Below are 15,793 nucleotides of genomic sequence, written 5' to 3'. Positions count from 1 at the left end.
CTGCTTTCATGCTGCAAAGATGGGGTTGTTATTTGGATCACACAATACCTAAAAGTTGGTATTCGTAAAGAACAACTCATCATATGAGCTTACAAATCGATAAAGGTTTAATATGTTAAAGGAGGAAAAATATTTGGCCTACCGCAATGGGCTAGCCTAATACGAAAATCATCTTATTTTTAGAAATGATTATGTTCACAAGAACTTAGCAAGCAGGCTATAAAACTCATCCAAATTAATGGGTTTGGAGATGTAACCATTACACCCCACTTCCAGCGCCATATCCTTATCATCAACCATTGCATTTGCTGTTTGAGCAACCACTGGGAGCAACGGCCTAAAGGATTTAATCTCACGGGTTGCTTGATAACCATCCATTTGCGGCAGCTGAAGATCCATAAGAACCAGGTGGATATCATTATTCTTTTTGCATACGTCAATTGCCTCTTCGGCCAAGCTTACTCCAATAAAGTTTGCCTTGGTAGGAGCAATCAACTCCCTTAAAAGTATGAGGGACTCTTCAACATCATCAACTGCCAGAATATTTTTCCCTTGCCAATCTGGGTACCCTGAGTCTGGCCTAGCGCAATTACACAACCCCTCATCATTTCTACTTGGCACAAAAGGAACTGTAAACCAAAAGCGAGAGCCACTCTCCCCATCAGATTCCACCCCAATATCGCCCATCATTTTGTTCACAATACCTTTGCTTATTGCTAACCCTAACCCGGAACCACCATATGCCCTTGAAGTAGACTCGTCGGCTTGGCGAAACCGGTCAAAAATATACTCACTCTTCTCGCCTTTTATTCCAATACCACTATCCTCTACATAAAAATACATCATATCACCCTTTATCTGGTAGCCAAATTCAATAAATCCCATATTGGTAAACTTTAGGGCATTACTCAGCAAATTCATAAACACCTGTCGTAACCTGTCGTAATCAGTTAGCACCATCATTTGGCTATACTCAGTGGGTATTTTATAGCGGAGGTCTATGTGTGGCTTATTCAACCTACTCTTCTCTGAGCTGTACATAAGATAAAGCTCATTGATTAGCTTATTAATGTCATAAGCTCCGGACTTGATCTCAAGTTGATTGGCTTCAATTTTAGAAATGTCAATGATATCATTAATGAGGTTCAATAAAATCTCTGAATTTCCATTAATAACATCAAGGTACTTATTAACCTTGTCTTGAGGTAAATTGGGGCGAATCTTGAGTAGCTTTGCAAAACCAATTATACCATTCATAGGAGTTCGGATTTCATGGCTCATATTGGCCAAGAAAGCACTTTTTAACCTATTGCTCTCATCGGCTTTCTCCTTGGCCTCCTCGAGCTGGGCGTTCTGCTCATTTAGCTGCTCGGCATAAATACGCTCCGAGATCAACTTCTTCTTCTTGAGCCTATTTATTGCTAAAAGCAGAAATATTATTATTAAAAGTACAATAATAGTAAGGGTAAAGCCCCTGATAAGTTTGTAGTTACTAATTAAAAACTGATAGGGTGAGTTTATAACCACTCTATCCTTGGGTAATGATGACATGGAAATGTTATGCTTCTTAAGGTACGTATGGTTAAACGCATTAAAGGTTGGCCCATGGATTGCTTCGAGACCATCCACCTCCTCGCCGTTAAGGATTCGTACACCCATTAAACCGGCCAATTGGCCATGGGATCTCCCCATAATCATTTTCCCCCCAACAATGCCATTGTTCAAATAAAAGTCCCAGGTACCGTATATAGGAATTGAAATAACCTCACTCACAGCGACTAACGCTTGCTCATACGATAAGTATCGCTGAAGCCTATCGACATTAAATAGCAAAAAAAGCATAACATCTCCCTCACCTAAAGCAGAGGTATAGCTCTGCAGTTCCTCAAGGGTGAAATCGGATAATATCTCTGTGGAGAAGGGGTATTGCTTTTCCTCTATCAATTCTTCTACTTTCAGCTGAAGGCCCTCCCCAGTAGTAGTTCGATCGGCAACTATGTGCAATTGCTTTATATTAGGATGCAACCCTTTTATCAGTTCAATATTTCCCTCAAAATCAACCTCCTCAATTACACCTGTGAAACCAGGCAAAAATTCATACTGATTATTTATCCCACAAAAAACTATGGGAAGGTTTGGGAAAAGGGAGTCTCGATAGGTCTCAACAAAACGTAATGCATCATTATCGGTGACGAATACCAGATCGAGCTTAACAGCAGAAAATTTCTGCTTAAACAGCAGGGAATACGCATTAAATATATTCTCGGGATTAATTCGTTTGCAATCAAGGTACTCAATAAATAACTCTATCTCTAGCCCCGATTGAATTAACTCATCAGAAATACCTAATGTCAGGCTATCTGTCCAGCTTAACCCACTATGGTATGAGTTTATAATCAATACACTCCTAGAAGTTTTATTCTCTGGGTTTGCAATTGCTACATGGCCAAAAACAGTAACTACTGATAAACAGGCCCCAAGAACTGTTTTCTTAAAAAAAAGCGTAATCCGCTCACCTAATCTTTGCATATTACTATTTTTGTGAACCATTGTATTGCTATAAATATACGTAGTTTTTAGTTTATTTCCATTCTCAATATTTTATTAAATGATTGATCAGGATAAGAAACACATAGAGATTATCTCCAATGAGTTGAATACTAGTTTTAAGCAGGTTGCAAATACTGTAAAGCTGCTAAACGAAGGATCTACCATCCCATTTATTAGCCGATACCGGAAAGAACAAACCGGTAGCCTCGACGAGGTGGCCATTACCAATATCCGCGACCGGTTAAACAAGCTGGTTGAACTCCACAAGCGTAAAGAGACCGTTTTAACCACAATAGATGAGCAGGGGAAACTTACCAGCGAGCTACGCAAACGGATTGAAGAGTGCTACGACCCCGTTGAACTGGAGGATATTTACCTACCCTACAAGCCCAAGCGCCGCACCAAGGCCACCATTGCCAAGGAGAAAGGCCTTGAGCCCCTTGCTGAAATCATCATGAAGCAACAAAACATTAATTTGGAGGAGGTTGCTCAAAAGTATATAACCGATGAGGTGCCAAATATTGAGGATGCTCTTGCTGGGGCTCGCGATATAATTGCCGAGTGGATTAGCGAGAACGAGAGGGCAAGGAATATCGTACGGCGTCACTTCCATCAAAAGGCCATAATCCGCTCTAAGGTTACCAAGGGCAAGGAGGAGGAGGGCGTAAAGTTTTCCGATTATTTCGACTGGCAGGAAGCTGTAAAAAAATGCGCTTCGCACCGATTTATGGCCATGCGCCGTGGCCAGGCCGAAGGTTTCCTTAAGGTGTCAATTACCCCTCCCGCCGATGATGTGCTTGACGAGCTATCGGCAGCGTTTGTAAGAAATGATAACGAGTCGGCCGATCAGATTGATTTTGCCATTGAGGATAGCTACAAAAGGCTAATTGAACCTAGCATTGAGAACGAGTTCACCGCAGAGCTAAAGGCCAAAGCCGACGATGAAGCAATACGGGTATTTTCCGAAAACCTACGCCAGCTCCTACTGGCAGCTCCACTTGGTCAGAAAAATGTGCTGGGTATTGATCCGGGCTATCGTACGGGATGCAAGGTGGTTTGCCTCGACTCGCAGGGTAACCTAAAGCACAACGAAACCATCTATCCGCATGCACCTCAAAACGAGCAGGGGAAGGCCATGAGCAAAATATCGGCGCTGGTTGATACCTATAAAATTGATGCCATTGCCATTGGCAACGGAACGGCCAGCCGCGAAACCGAAGCGCTGGTGAAACGCATAAGGTTTAATAGGGATGTTAGGGTATTTGTGGTAAGTGAGGACGGTGCCTCAATTTACTCCGCCTCGGCAGTTGCCCGTGAGGAGTTTCCTGAATACGACGTAACCGTACGCGGAGCAATTTCCATTGGCCGTAGGCTCATGGATCCACTGGCCGAGCTGGTAAAAATCGACCCAAAATCTATTGGCGTGGGGCAATATCAACATGACGTGGATCAACCCAAGCTGAAGCAGGGGCTTGATACCGTGGTGGAGAGCTGCGTAAACCACGTGGGCGTAAATCTTAACACCGCAAGTAAACACCTGTTAACATATATTTCTGGTCTAGGCCCACAGCTGGCCAAAAATATAGTTGACTACCGACGCGAGAATGGTGATTTTACCAGCAGGACTCAACTAAAGAAGGTGCCCCGCCTTGGCGACAAAGCCTTTGAGCAGTGTGCCGGTTTCCTCCGCATTGGCAACGCTAAAAACCCACTCGACAACAGCGCGGTGCACCCCGAGAGCTACCACGTGGTGGAGCAAATGGCCAAGGATCTGGGATCGTCGGTAACAGACTTACTGCATGACGAGGAGCTCCGCAGCAAAATTGATATTAAAAAATATGTATCCTCCAGCATTGGCCTGCCCACGCTAAAGGATATTACCAACGAGCTGGCCAAACCGGGCCGCGACCCCAGGCAGGGAATCAAAGTGTTTGAATTTGCAGAGGGTGTGTACTCAATTGAACACCTGATCCCAGGCATGACACTCCCCGGTATTGTTACCAACATCACCAACTTTGGAGCTTTTGTTGATGTGGGTGTAAAGCAAGATGGATTGGTACATATATCGCAGCTAGCCGACAGATTCGTATCGAACCCTAACGACATTGTGAAGCTGCATCAGCACGTAATGGTAAAGGTGGTTGAGGTTGATGTGGCCCGCAAGCGAATTCAACTCACCATGAAGGGGCTGGAGGATGCCCAGTAGCTGAGTTGATGAAAATACTTAATGCAAACTGCAATGCCATAGGTTTGGTTTTGCAGTTTGATGTTTATTTGTACAGTTGGCTAGCTATCATGCCTATACCCTATTGGGTATAGACCTTTGCATTTCACCCATACAACCTATCGCCACAGAACTCCTTCCTGTCACACTGTTTGCAGTCAGTTCCTTTCAACCCTAGGTCAAACTGATTGATGATTTATCTTATAATATCGTAGAGTTTAAAGGTCGTCTATTTTTTCTGGTAATACCACCTGCTCAATATACCAGTATTCGCCATCGAATTGCAGCTCCATTTCGCCAGCTCCGCAGAAGCGTTGTATATGCAGAGCATTGTCAATAGTACCAACAAAATCGGCGGTGTAATATACATAGGCTTTTTCACCTTCTAAATTTATGCTGATAATGGCAAAATCAAGTTTCTTAAATGAGATGAACGAATCGCTGAAATGCTTTAGGTGGCTTTCCCCCTTTAAATTTTCAGCTAGGTGGTGGGCATAAAAGTTATACTCTTTCGCAAGGAAGAAGTGAAAAAAATCGCTACAATCGTTTTCTATGTTAAGCTCTTGGTTGGGATAAAACTCCTCATAAATAAAGCAGCTCATCATACCAGGCATATTAATGTCATCCACCTCTTGATGGACTAGCTCCTCAGTAATAAACCTGTAGAGTTCCCTGTCGGTAACATCGCAAAGAGCATCGAGGGAAATACCATTGCCATTCAGAAGGTTCATGGTATTTCCTAATACCTCAGAGATTTTGTCATCTGTAATTGCTGCTTCCTTTTCAAACACGGGATAATTGAGCCGTTGGTTGATGGTTATCCGCTTTCCCGAGTGGAACTGCTTTTCGAACTCCTCGATATTCTTTAGGAACTGGTTCTCAATCTCAGGCGATACTTTGCTACCGTCTTCAGGCTCTGAAAACTGAGCACCATGCTTAGCCATCAGTTTCATTTTAAGGAACAGGTTCTCGTCCTTAAGTTCCTCATTGTCAAATCTTGAATCGTCTTTGGCCATACATTGATTATTTTAAAATTATTATTATTTTTTTCGAATCTATTTAATCCTCATCACTATCCCACATCTCACTGTAATACCTTATATAATCGGCTGCAGCTTCTGGGTTAATATCCAAGTAGTATCGGCAGAGGGTTTTGTAAAGGGATAATACCTTATCATCGGAACAGAAATCGAGCATAAGGCTTAGTAGACATTCAATCTCTTTTTGATTTATTCTTTTATTGGTAATAATATCTTCAACCAAAGGTTTATACTCGGTGTAGGCCTGCGTGGTTAGGTCTTGTGTTTTTTTAGCAAGTTTTGATAGGTTATTGTCCATAAGAATACAGAATTACTAGATAATCAAAAGTAATAATATTGCTACTAAAATACTTCTTAGTTATTTATAATTTTGATGTACAGTATATTCATCCAACCTATCGCCACAGAACTCCTTCCTGTCACACTGTTTGCAATAGTCGCCTCGCCAAACCGTATCGAAATGGTTGATGGCGCTTTCAACAATTTCGGGATCGTTGGTTAGGATCCCTGCTTCAAAGTTTCGGCGGTTAGGGCTTTTCATACCAATTCCTGCACCTGTGAGATTGGCGGAGCCAATGTAGGCTGTTTCCAAATCGAAAATAAATATTTTGAAATGTACCCTTGGGCATATTGCGCGTTCGAGACCTTTGGCCAGGTTGGGATAATTGTCAAAATCATTTCGGAACAAAGGCCCTGGCTCTTTAGCATGGAGCAGCCTAATGTTTACCCTTTTGGAAACAAGCTTTGAAAGCAGTCCTAAGAATGGAATCGACCTGCTACCGTCTTTAATAAACAAATCCTTAATATCGGCAGTGCCAATCCACAGCTCCTGCTTTACCGAAAGGGTATGCAGAAGGACCTTGGTGTAGTGCTCCTCGTTTTGGATGTATTGGATGAAAGGGGGCATTGGCTGTGAATTACTTTAACGATTTCTGTGTTCCTTTCATTAAATCTTCCCCCTAACTTACAACCTAATTCTCTCCTAAAAAAACAAAGTTAACCTGATTCCTGCTTCTACCCCGACCCCTACAAACAACAAACCCGCTGCAAACAAATAGTTCACAGCGGGTTACAGTAATAAAAAGTACCCAAGGCAATCTTATCTAAAACAAAAATTTACTTACCTGACAAGAATGTTTAAACCTATTTGTACTCTTTTGATGCACCCTTACAATAACCTCAAAATAATGAGAATGAAGTAATGCGAAACTGTATTCCAGCGCTTATCGACCAATCTACCAATAGCAAATAAATTTAAGGCAATTTAGCAACTAGGCTTGTGCTTTATTATGAGTCTGCGTAATTGTGACTGGCGCATATGATGAATAATATTATTTTTATTTAAATCACCATAAGGGTAGTTTAATTACCCTATATGCGATATATTTAACATTCAATAACTAGGAATGCGATTTATTTTTTATATTTGTCAAAAACAATGCAGTATGAATACCCAAAATAAGACATATTTAAAAAGACTATTCAAAATATTGCATCCAGGACATGTGGTTACAGCTAACTGGCTGGAGAGTTTTGGCATTTCAAGGAATCTACAAAAATACTACCTTAAAAGTGGATGGCTGGAATCCTTAGGGCGAGGCGCATATAAGAAGCCAGGGGATACCATTGAGTGGCATGGGGCATTGAATACCATTCAAATGCAAACCGAATTAAGGGTTCATGTTGGAGGTTTGTCGGCATTGGCGCTCCAGGGCTTTAGCCACTACTTCAGAATGCGCAATGAAACGTTACACTTGTTCTCACCTCTAAAAACTAAACTTCCCAAATGGTTTGCTGATTACGATTGGACGATGGACATAAAGCATCATCAGAGCTCCTTTTTACCTCCTGATCTTGGAATCATAGAGCTAGAGCAGCAGGGAATCCTTATCAAAGCCTCCGCACCAGAAAGAGCCATTATGGAGTGTTTGTATTTAGCCCCAAAAAGCATCGATCTAGTGGAGTGTTACCACATCTTTGAGGGTCTTGTGAATCTAAAACCGAAGCTGCTGAATGAACTTTTGTCCAATTGTAATTCAGTAAAGGTTAGGCGCCTGTTTCTGTATATGGCTGAAAAATCGAACCACCAATGGTTTCAATTCCATAAACTGGAACAGATAAGCCTGGGGGCTGGTAACCGAATGCTTGCAGAAAAGGGGGTTTACATCCAAAAGTATTTAATATCTATACCTAAAGAACTAGCCGAATTATGATTTCATCAACGTACAGGGCGCAGGTGAATTTGCTGTTAGAGGTTTTGCCCTACGTATCGAAAGAGAAACTTTTCGCCCTAAAAGGGGGAACTGCCATCAACCTCTTTGTAAGAGACTTACCTCGCCTATCGGTGGATATTGACCTAACCTATCTACCTATTAATACTAGAGAGGTGGCCCTGAAAGATATCCAGGTGGGATTAAGTCGGATTAAGGCTGGTATCGAAAGTAACAAACCAGAAGTAAGGGTTCACCCTGTTGCATTAAACGACGAAACTAATGTAAAACTTAACGTACAGAGTAAAAATGCCCAGATAAAAATTGAGGTCAATACCATTTCCAGAGGCATTGTATTTCCAACACGGTTGATGCAGGTGGTTGACTCTGTTCAGGATGAATTTGGAAAGTTTGCTGCCATTGATGTTGTTTCTCTAGCAGAGCTGTATGGAGGTAAAATCTGTGCAGCTGCCGACCGTCAACATCCTCGTGATATATTTGATGTGAAGCTACTGCTTGAGAACGAAGGTTTAACCGATGAGATCTTGGATGGTGTGAAAATTGGGTTGATTAGCCACTACAAACCCATACATGAGCTGCTATACCCTATACTGAAAAACCAAAGATCTGCCTTTGAAAACCAATTTGCAGGGATGTCGCGGGTAGCGTTTTCCTATGATGACTATGAGCAAACCAGAGCGATTCTGGTTGAAACGCTGCAAAAAAGGCTGACTCACCTCGACAAAAAATTCTTGCTTAGCTTTGAGCAGGGAGAGCCAGAATGGAATCTATTCCCCTACCCTATTTTGAAGGATTTACCGGCCATTAGATGGAAACTTATTAATATCGAGAAACTTCGCAAATCAAATCCTGCTAAACACAAACAAATGGTCAACAAGCTGGAGATATCGCTTGATATGGCGTGAGTTGTCCTAAAGATAGGATTGCGATGATAAAACTAAAAAGCTACCTAAATCAAATTCTACTTACCTAAAAAGCGTGTCCATCGAAACGACACGGTTTGACGCAATCACACTGTACCTTTAAGGCAAAAAAATGGAAGCGAAATACAACTTTATTCTTGCCGATTTGCTGTGGAGCTATAGCGCCAAAGAAATCCCACCCAATTTATTACAGGATTTTGACCACAACGAGTTTATCGATGGATTTACAGAAGAGATGATACGAAAGCTAGCGACCCTTAAGGTCGATTTTATTAGCCATAACACATTCTCGACAAAGAGATACGCCAAGCTGAAAAAATTGTTGAATAAGTGCCTTGATGCAAGAAGCCTTAAGCTACAGTGCGTCAAAAATCAGGACTTTGAGGGGGCGGCATTACATAGGGAAAAGGAGCGTGAGCTACTCTCCCAAATTGAGAACGAGGGCTTTGGCCTCTCCTTCACCCAACAAAACGAATACGCCCTTTACCATGTTGATGTGGATACAAAGAATAGAAATGTAAGGTTTACCGTTTATTCCAATGGGAGTGAGTGCGAAACTTTCTTATTGGATATAGCTAAAAGAGTGGCAGAATGTACGGGAAAGAAAATGGGTGACAGTTCAAGCCAACTACCCACAACCTAATCTCTATTCAACCTCATCAAGTAGAGTTTTACGTGGAATGGGAACTGCTCCCACCCAATGTCCAAACAACCGGAGCACCTGATTCACCTTATCGAGCCGTAAGGTCTCCTTGCCCTGCTCCATTTCACGGACAAAACGCAAACCCACTCCGGCCTTTTCGGCCAGAGCCTGCTGCGTAAGCCCTGTGGCGGCTCGCCTTTGCTTTAAGAATTCGCCTAGTAGCATAACTATACCTTTTCGGGTATAAATATAGTATTTTTTTATTGCATTATACCTCATCGGGTATAAAAACGATGTATTGTGTGTATTTTATACCCGAACGGGATCAAAAAAGCTACTATCAGTGAACACCTAACAACTCTATATAATCCTAAGCACAGTATCCAGCACATTATCATCAATGTAAGGCATAAAGGCTTTTTCCCAAATATAGGAATGCTCGCTCAAATCGTCTAAATTGAATTGGCTCTCGTAACGTTTCAAGAAATCTAACGATCAAGGCATAACAGGCGTATTCGACGACGTGCAGGTTGGCCGGATTATTAAGATTATTGATATCGTGAATATGAATGCTTCGGTAATTTCGGGGTGATTAAATGGAGTATTGAGCAGTGTATTTATTGTTAGATATAAAACATTTAAACTAATCAAATTAAGCTAAGCTCTGCAAAGCGAAATAAAGTGAAGAATACTTATTAGCCCACTGGCTTATACTAATGCACTATTAGGTTATTTCCTTATATTTGTTGTAGTAATTTAATCTGACGCTAAAAGTAATATGAGTAATAACGATGCGTTAAACATTAGGCTATAGACTTATAATAAACCCATATAAGCCTGCAGCCTAATAAAATTTCATTAAGAAAAAAGATAGTATATGAAAGCTGTAGTTACTGCCGATATTATTGATTACACCAAACTTTCATCGAATGATGCTACTCGGGTTATTGATACAATTAGTAGTGTATTTAACAATCCCAAAGCATTGAGTAGTGTAAGGACTAACCTTAACGCAACCTTCTCCATAAAGCGGGGCGATAGCATTCAAGTGGAGATTGGCGTCCCCGAAGATGCCCTTAAGGTTGCCTTACTTCTAAAGACAGCCGTAAATGCAGTTAATTTAACTCCCGAGAAGAAACGGAATAAACCTATGGTAGATATGCGAATAGCTATTGGTATTGGCGAAATTGATGCGCAAAGGAGTGATGTAAACATATCGTCGGGTGAGGCATACGAGCATTCGGGACGCACACTCGATACCATGAAAAAAAGTAAAAGAAAAATACTAATAAAAACCCATAGTGAACAGTGGGATAACGAGATTAATACAGAGCTAGCGCTGCTAGAGGAGATAATGAAGGGATGGAAAATAACATCAGCAGAAGTTTTATACTTAACGCTTTTAGGTTTAAGGGAGAAGGATATTGAAGCGGAACTAGGAATAACACAATCGGCTGTTAACCAAAGAAAGGCTAATGCTGGCTGGAGTGGATTAGAAGCACTAATAAATAGATTTGAGGAACTAATTAGTGGGGGGAACTAAAATGGAGATAACAATACTAATACAGCTACTCTTAGCCCATGTACTTACCGATTTTGTGCTACAAACCGACAAATGGGTAAAAAAGAAACGGGAGTATGGCGTAAAGTCGTTGCACTTTTGGTTTCACGGCTTGCTTTCGGGCATTCTCACATACCTACTTCTTCAGCAATGGGGCAATTGGTGGGCACCTCTCACAATAATAATCACCCATATTGCAATTGATTACTGGAAGTTAAGGCATGAAAAGGGTAAGTCTAAAAAGAACAAGCACTTGGTAAACGCCTTTGTTATCGATCAGCTTTTACATTTGCTAGTTATTTTATTGCTATGGCTTACACTTATCAACGGTTTCGGAAAAGTTTTTCCATTTATCGCAATGCTATTTACAGAGAAAAACTATTTAGCTATAGTGTTTTCAGCTGTTGTGCTAATATGGCCAGCGGGGATCATAATTGGAAAAACAACAAAGCCATTTCGCCAGCAGATTGACATGGGGGATAGCCTTACTAAGGCGGGTTTATATATTGGTGTTTTAGAAAGGTTGCTAGTATTTGTATTCATAATTATTGGACAGTATGCTGCCATAGGATTTCTTATTGCAGCAAAGTCTATACTAAGAATAACCAAAGATAACAATAAGGATAGCAAAAAGAAGACTGAGTACGTGCTAATTGGTACAATGCTTAGCTTTACCGTAGCCATTCTGGTTGGATTACTTACAAAATCGATGTTTTGATGGAATGGGATGCAAAGGAACTAGCTATTGGGTTGCTATTTTGAATTTCCAATTAAAGGCTTTAGTAAACGGGTAAACTCCAATTCAAGCGGATTAATAAAGTTCCCAATATCTTCATGAAATATGATTAGGTGGATTTTTAACTTCAACTCCATATCTCGTGCCCAATGCTTTAATTGAAGTCCACCAACTTTAGGAGAGGCATAACCAAAGTGTGTTGAGAGCCTCGCTCCAACATTGCTTAATACCTTGCCAACATATAGTATATTAGTATCGATATTTGGATTCGGTTTTAAACTCGATTTGTTTCGCAAATTATCTATTGACCTATAATTTCTATACTTAGCAAGAATACTTTCGGCCAGACCTGCATCAAATTTTAAGAAATACAAACAAGGCTTTTTATTTGTTAAACTTTTTTCTTCATTGTCAAGTAATAATTTGTCAAGACCTCTAAAAAAGGATATTTTTAAACTTTCGGGCAAATCATACTCCCCCTTTCCACTATTGTCGTAATCAACAAGGTCTTTGCAATTAATTTCAAGAATTGAGGGCTGAAATTTATTATTAATAATATTTTGATAAAATGAGTATCCCCTCCTAGTCGCTTCTATCAATTCGTCTTTAATGATTGTATCAATATCCATAGTGCTTATTTTACCATTCATTGATAATGCCGTATTTTTTCTTAAACTCGTCAATCCAATCGGTATGTAATTATAGTATCAAAACGAAAGCAATCCGATTGGCTTGATAAGAACTCCAAAAAACTCTTCAAAATGGGGTAATCAATCTTATTCTTGTTAAACTTTAAAAGTTTTATAAGTATTCTACTATGAGCATTCTCATTGGCGCGCAACTCATCAATTATATTTATATGATAGGGTAACTGCTCACTCTCATCTTTATACTTTTTATAAAATGCATCGGAAAAACTTAAAACATCTTTCATTTCCATAATTCAAATTGTTATTGGGTTAACTATTATTACTTGTGTCATTCAACCCCAGTTATTTTTTAATTGCTTTCATATTATTGCTTCAATTTATATGGATAATAGAAGGTTTCTATTTAAACAAGGTAAGCATATTTTATAAAAGTCCCAAGTAATGAAATTTTGATAGGTGTAACAATTTTTCAAAACCTTTCCATTTCTACCCATACCCCTCCACCGCCTCCTCGTGGATGCTTCTGATTTGGTTGGCCAGCGATTGGGGTTCAAGGACTCGTACCCGCTCACCGTGCGAGAGGATCTCCATTACAAAATCCTCGGTGATAAACACCTTAAGCTTGATTCGCAGCTCCTGCTTGGTATCAATCAGTATCTGCTGGGTATGGTGCAAGGGCAACGATTTTATGTACTTCCCTTGGTATTCGGTAAACGATAGCACAACGTCCTTTGGCGTATCGGAGTTGGGACTAATTATGCCAAAGCAGTACCTGTAATGCTCCTGCACGTTAAAGTCCTGCGGAATGGTAAAGCGTTTCTTCGTAATATCCAGATCGGTGAGCCTGTCGAGACCAAACGATTTAATCTGGTTGTCCTTCAGATCCGCACCCACCACGTACCAGCGGTTCTTAAACTCCTTGAGCGCGTAGGGCTGCAACCTGCGCTGCGACACCTTATCGTCCCAGTACTTGGTGTACGTAAACTCAATCTCAAGGCCATTGCGGATGGCGTGCAGAATGCCGTACAGGTGCTCGGTTCCCTGCGGACGGCGATTCTCGAAGTGGATATGCGACGATATGCGATCGGTCACGTTAAGGGCGTTGAACGTGTCGAACGCTTCAAAGATGCGGGTATCCATCTCCGAGGCCTCATCGAACTCAATTCGGTACATCATATGCTTTCTATCGAACGTTATGTCGATATTGTACAAATTGCGAATATCCTTAATATCGCGCTGAAACTGGCGTTGCGATATGGAGTAGATGCAGCCATCCACCTCGCCCTGCACCTCCAGGTTATTCGCAATATCGGTAAACCTTAGCGGCTGCCTGCGCAGCATCTTGATGATGTGAATATATCTACCCAACGATTCTCTTTTAGACATGGTATTGGCTTTTAGTTTACATCAAAGATAAGTAGTCTAAACGACAATGTGCGTCGCTAAAGGTCTTGATCTTTCAAAAATTACTGATTCAACCTATTATTTGCAAGTCTAATTTATCCAGCAGCTGCTCCAGCTCATCCATTCGCCTAAGCGATGTACCTTGTGACGAGGAGGGATGTGGAATTCCAATTATAGAGACCGATGCATCGGCACGCCTGCCAAACGAGAGGCTTATTTCCCCCTGCCGAACCTCATTGCTGGCTTGGAAAAGATCCTTAACCCACAGGTAGTTGTACACCCCAAGCACAACGATAAACCTGGGTCGTAGGATTTCGACCTCACGCAAAAGAATATGCTGAGGGCAGTGGAGCCACATCGCAGGCAAGGGCTGACTGTTTTTTCCACTTGGCGCGCACTTAATGCTATTGGTAACCGCAATGTAGTCCAAAGCTGATTTCAATTCCTCCTTTGGGGGGTATGGCCTATCAGTTGGAGTTGGTATGATTCGAACAGCCCTCAGTAGCAAGGCCGAGTATGAGAGTAGCCGATGCCAAAACAGGCTACCTCGGTATCCGGACTTGGCAAAAGTTCTTACCCTGCCCAGCATAATCTCATCAATGGCAAGTTTAGCCAGCTTGTCCTCCGCATCGGCATCGCCAAAGCCATTCATATTGATACCCAGCGCCAGCACTCGCCCTGCATCATAATTACTGCCGATAAAGGGTGAGTACATACCCCAGTCGCAGTTCTCCCTTCGTTCCTCCTCCACCTCTGCCCAGCAGGTATGGCGATGGCTACAATTGTGCATTGGGGATTGGTGCAAAATATTCAAATCGTTGTACAGATTATCTAGCTCATTTTTTAGTTGTTGCATATCAGATTTATTTTGGGTTAATTCAACTTTGGGATTTAATTCAGGGAATCTAATACATTGCCATTGAAAACTCTCTGGGCGATAAATGCTACCTTGTAAATCCTACTTTAAACAACGACAAACAATTTGGACATAGGTTACATGCAATTATTCAGATGCCGAAAAAGCAGGTAAGCGCCTCTGTATTCGGGATAAAGGGTGGGTGAAAACTCTGCCCGCTCGGTAATTAAATCCTTTAGCGAAACCCCAAACAGGTTTATGCTCTCAGTCTCCGAAAAAGCAGAGGCCTCCTTCTGGTTTATACGCTTACGAAGGGTTTGGGCTTCAACAGGAGTGCATCCCGTAGCCATTACAACCAATTCTTCAAGCTGATAATTGTACAGGAGCCATCCGTTGGAGTCGTTCAGAAGCATATCGAGCTGTGAGCTTTTGCTTATCGCTGGTACAACAGCTCGCTTTAGTAGGTCTCTTCGCCTAGGATAAGCAGTTGTAAGCATTAGCACACTGACAAAATCGATTGTTTTAATATGCCCTAAGTAGTTTTCAAAGGATGAAAGATTGCTGTTTATATTGATATCAGAAAAAACAGTTGCGCAAACCACCTGCGTAAGCTCAGTATCGATATACACAATATGGCCAAAGAAATTTTTATAGAAGGAACTCCATCTATCGCCATAGTTTTTAATAATCAGCTGGGTATGAAATTCATCTTCACCCACTACAAAGTATTTCTCCTTAATTGTATTCATAGCTTAGATTATTTACCTATTGCGGCTGACTTATAAGCGAACTAAGCTGTGAGACACTGTGAAAAACTATTCCACAGTGTTCCACAGAGAATATACAGAGTATCACAATGCTTTTCAGGCAGCCTGGTTGTATTAGCCCCTTAAATCATCGGACGAGGATATAGATTAAAATCTGTACTTTTATGATGATGAAAAAACGAAGTTTTACCAAGGAAGAGAAGCTGCG

The 15,793-nt window shown here is 41.2% G+C and carries 17 protein-coding genes; 6 read left to right on the top strand and 11 right to left on the bottom strand.

Annotated elements, in window-relative coordinates; genetic code table 11:
- Positions 1 to 195 precede the first annotated feature (195 nt).
- Positions 196 to 2,529, bottom strand: a complete 2,334-nt coding sequence (locus G8O23_RS13045) for an ATP-binding protein (protein WP_166365542.1) — start codon at positions 2,527 to 2,529, stop codon at positions 196 to 198.
- Between the two features lie 79 nt (positions 2,530 to 2,608).
- Here G8O23_RS13045 and G8O23_RS13040 point away from each other — a divergent pair, with 79 nt between their 5' ends.
- Positions 2,609 to 4,756: a Tex family protein gene (locus G8O23_RS13040; protein ID WP_166365541.1), complete on the top strand. Its 2,148-nt coding sequence runs from the start codon at positions 2,609 to 2,611 to the stop codon at positions 4,754 to 4,756.
- Positions 4,757 to 4,992: 236 nt separating this feature from the next.
- Here G8O23_RS13040 and G8O23_RS13035 read toward each other — a convergent pair whose 3' ends face one another.
- The 3 genes from G8O23_RS13035 to G8O23_RS13025 are packed head-to-tail and all read right to left on the bottom strand — an operon-like array spanning position 4,993 to position 6,721.
- The gene (locus G8O23_RS13035; protein ID WP_166365539.1) at positions 4,993 to 5,790 is read right to left on the bottom strand and encodes a hypothetical protein; all 798 of its coding nucleotides are present in this window, start codon (positions 5,788 to 5,790) and stop codon (positions 4,993 to 4,995) included.
- 43 nt (positions 5,791 to 5,833) lie between these two features.
- Entirely contained in the window at positions 5,834 to 6,112 is a 279-nt protein-coding gene (locus tag G8O23_RS13030; RefSeq protein WP_166365537.1) for a hypothetical protein, read from the bottom strand.
- A 60-nt stretch (positions 6,113 to 6,172) separates the two neighbouring features.
- A complete protein-coding gene (locus tag G8O23_RS13025) occupies positions 6,173 to 6,721 on the bottom strand; it encodes a phospholipase D-like domain-containing protein (RefSeq protein ID WP_166365535.1) in 549 nt (182 codons plus the stop codon).
- A 538-nt stretch (positions 6,722 to 7,259) separates the two neighbouring features.
- On the opposite strand from G8O23_RS13025, the gene G8O23_RS13020 reads away from it, so the two are divergent.
- The 3 genes from G8O23_RS13020 (at position 7,260) to G8O23_RS13010 (ending at position 9,611) form a co-directional block, all read left to right on the top strand.
- Positions 7,260 to 8,027: a type IV toxin-antitoxin system AbiEi family antitoxin gene (locus G8O23_RS13020; protein ID WP_166365533.1), complete on the top strand. Its 768-nt coding sequence runs from the start codon at positions 7,260 to 7,262 to the stop codon at positions 8,025 to 8,027.
- Positions 8,024 to 8,950 carry a nucleotidyl transferase AbiEii/AbiGii toxin family protein gene (locus G8O23_RS13015; RefSeq protein WP_219932516.1) on the top strand — a complete coding sequence of 309 codons (927 nt, stop codon included), beginning with the start codon at positions 8,024 to 8,026 and terminating at the stop codon, positions 8,948 to 8,950. Before G8O23_RS13020 ends, G8O23_RS13015 begins: the two co-directional genes overlap by 4 nt.
- A gap of 130 nt (positions 8,951 to 9,080) precedes the next feature.
- Positions 9,081 to 9,611 (top strand): hypothetical protein, encoded by a 531-nt coding sequence (locus tag G8O23_RS13010; RefSeq protein ID WP_166365531.1) that lies wholly within the window; start codon positions 9,081 to 9,083, stop codon positions 9,609 to 9,611.
- A gap of 3 nt (positions 9,612 to 9,614) precedes the next feature.
- Here G8O23_RS13010 and G8O23_RS13005 read toward each other — a convergent pair whose 3' ends face one another.
- Entirely contained in the window at positions 9,615 to 9,836 is a 222-nt protein-coding gene (locus G8O23_RS13005) for a helix-turn-helix transcriptional regulator (RefSeq protein WP_166360980.1), read from the bottom strand.
- A 135-nt stretch (positions 9,837 to 9,971) separates the two neighbouring features.
- Positions 9,972 to 10,094 carry a hypothetical protein gene (locus G8O23_RS17575; RefSeq protein WP_262888070.1) on the bottom strand — a complete coding sequence of 41 codons (123 nt, stop codon included), beginning with the start codon at positions 10,092 to 10,094 and terminating at the stop codon, positions 9,972 to 9,974.
- A 394-nt stretch (positions 10,095 to 10,488) separates the two neighbouring features.
- Between G8O23_RS17575 and G8O23_RS13000 the strand changes: the two genes are divergently transcribed.
- Positions 10,489 to 11,154 (top strand): hypothetical protein, encoded by a 666-nt coding sequence (locus tag G8O23_RS13000; RefSeq protein WP_166365529.1) that lies wholly within the window; start codon positions 10,489 to 10,491, stop codon positions 11,152 to 11,154.
- Position 11,155: 1 nt separating this feature from the next.
- On the top strand, positions 11,156 to 11,890 hold the full coding sequence (locus G8O23_RS12995; protein ID WP_166365527.1) for a DUF3307 domain-containing protein: 735 nt from the start codon (positions 11,156 to 11,158) through the stop codon (positions 11,888 to 11,890).
- Between the two features lie 35 nt (positions 11,891 to 11,925).
- Here G8O23_RS12995 and G8O23_RS12990 read toward each other — a convergent pair whose 3' ends face one another.
- The 5 genes from G8O23_RS12990 to G8O23_RS12970 all read right to left on the bottom strand — a co-directional run bounded on the left by G8O23_RS12990 (position 11,926) and on the right by G8O23_RS12970 (position 15,567).
- Positions 11,926 to 12,537: a hypothetical protein gene (locus G8O23_RS12990; protein WP_166365525.1), complete on the bottom strand. Its 612-nt coding sequence runs from the start codon at positions 12,535 to 12,537 to the stop codon at positions 11,926 to 11,928.
- Positions 12,538 to 12,587: 50 nt separating this feature from the next.
- Positions 12,588 to 12,848, bottom strand: coding sequence for a hypothetical protein (locus G8O23_RS12985; protein WP_166365522.1), 261 nt, complete (start codon positions 12,846 to 12,848; stop codon positions 12,588 to 12,590).
- Between the two features lie 196 nt (positions 12,849 to 13,044).
- Positions 13,045 to 13,944: a helix-turn-helix transcriptional regulator gene (locus tag G8O23_RS12980; protein ID WP_166365520.1), complete on the bottom strand. Its 900-nt coding sequence runs from the start codon at positions 13,942 to 13,944 to the stop codon at positions 13,045 to 13,047.
- Positions 13,945 to 14,032: 88 nt separating this feature from the next.
- Positions 14,033 to 14,818, bottom strand: coding sequence for a uracil-DNA glycosylase family protein (locus tag G8O23_RS12975; protein WP_166365518.1), 786 nt, complete (start codon positions 14,816 to 14,818; stop codon positions 14,033 to 14,035).
- 137 nt (positions 14,819 to 14,955) lie between these two features.
- Positions 14,956 to 15,567: a hypothetical protein gene (locus G8O23_RS12970; RefSeq protein ID WP_166365516.1), complete on the bottom strand. Its 612-nt coding sequence runs from the start codon at positions 15,565 to 15,567 to the stop codon at positions 14,956 to 14,958.
- Positions 15,568 to 15,793: the final 226 nt, after the last annotated feature.

The sequence above is a fragment of the Perlabentimonas gracilis genome, assembly GCF_011174675.1.
Taxonomy (GTDB): domain Bacteria; phylum Bacteroidota; class Bacteroidia; order Bacteroidales; family Tenuifilaceae; genus Perlabentimonas; species Perlabentimonas gracilis.
The sequence above is the reverse complement of the archived record's forward strand: the minus strand, read 5'-3'. Positions and strand labels throughout refer to the sequence as shown.

Coding starts and splice junctions, on each gene's coding strand:
- G8O23_RS12980 (WP_166365520.1), bottom strand. CDS start 13,944: ATGTCTAAAAGAGAATCGTTGGGTAGATATATTCACATCATCAAGATG.
- G8O23_RS12995 (WP_166365527.1), top strand. CDS start 11,156: ATGGAGATAACAATACTAATACAGCTACTCTTAGCCCATGTACTTACC.
- G8O23_RS13010 (WP_166365531.1), top strand. CDS start 9,081: ATGGAAGCGAAATACAACTTTATTCTTGCCGATTTGCTGTGGAGCTAT.
- G8O23_RS12985 (WP_166365522.1), bottom strand. CDS start 12,848: ATGGAAATGAAAGATGTTTTAAGTTTTTCCGATGCATTTTATAAAAAG.
- G8O23_RS13040 (WP_166365541.1), top strand. CDS start 2,609: ATGATTGATCAGGATAAGAAACACATAGAGATTATCTCCAATGAGTTG.
- G8O23_RS13005 (WP_166360980.1), bottom strand. CDS start 9,836: ATGCTACTAGGCGAATTCTTAAAGCAAAGGCGAGCCGCCACAGGGCTT.
- G8O23_RS12975 (WP_166365518.1), bottom strand. CDS start 14,818: ATGCAACAACTAAAAAATGAGCTAGATAATCTGTACAACGATTTGAAT.
- G8O23_RS13020 (WP_166365533.1), top strand. CDS start 7,260: ATGAATACCCAAAATAAGACATATTTAAAAAGACTATTCAAAATATTG.
- G8O23_RS13025 (WP_166365535.1), bottom strand. CDS start 6,721: ATGCCCCCTTTCATCCAATACATCCAAAACGAGGAGCACTACACCAAG.
- G8O23_RS12970 (WP_166365516.1), bottom strand. CDS start 15,567: ATGAATACAATTAAGGAGAAATACTTTGTAGTGGGTGAAGATGAATTT.
- G8O23_RS12990 (WP_166365525.1), bottom strand. CDS start 12,537: ATGGATATTGATACAATCATTAAAGACGAATTGATAGAAGCGACTAGG.
- G8O23_RS13000 (WP_166365529.1), top strand. CDS start 10,489: ATGAAAGCTGTAGTTACTGCCGATATTATTGATTACACCAAACTTTCA.
- G8O23_RS13030 (WP_166365537.1), bottom strand. CDS start 6,112: ATGGACAATAACCTATCAAAACTTGCTAAAAAAACACAAGACCTAACC.
- G8O23_RS13035 (WP_166365539.1), bottom strand. CDS start 5,790: ATGGCCAAAGACGATTCAAGATTTGACAATGAGGAACTTAAGGACGAG.
- G8O23_RS13045 (WP_166365542.1), bottom strand. CDS start 2,529: ATGCAAAGATTAGGTGAGCGGATTACGCTTTTTTTTAAGAAAACAGTT.
- G8O23_RS13015 (WP_219932516.1), top strand. CDS start 8,024: ATGATTTCATCAACGTACAGGGCGCAGGTGAATTTGCTGTTAGAGGTT.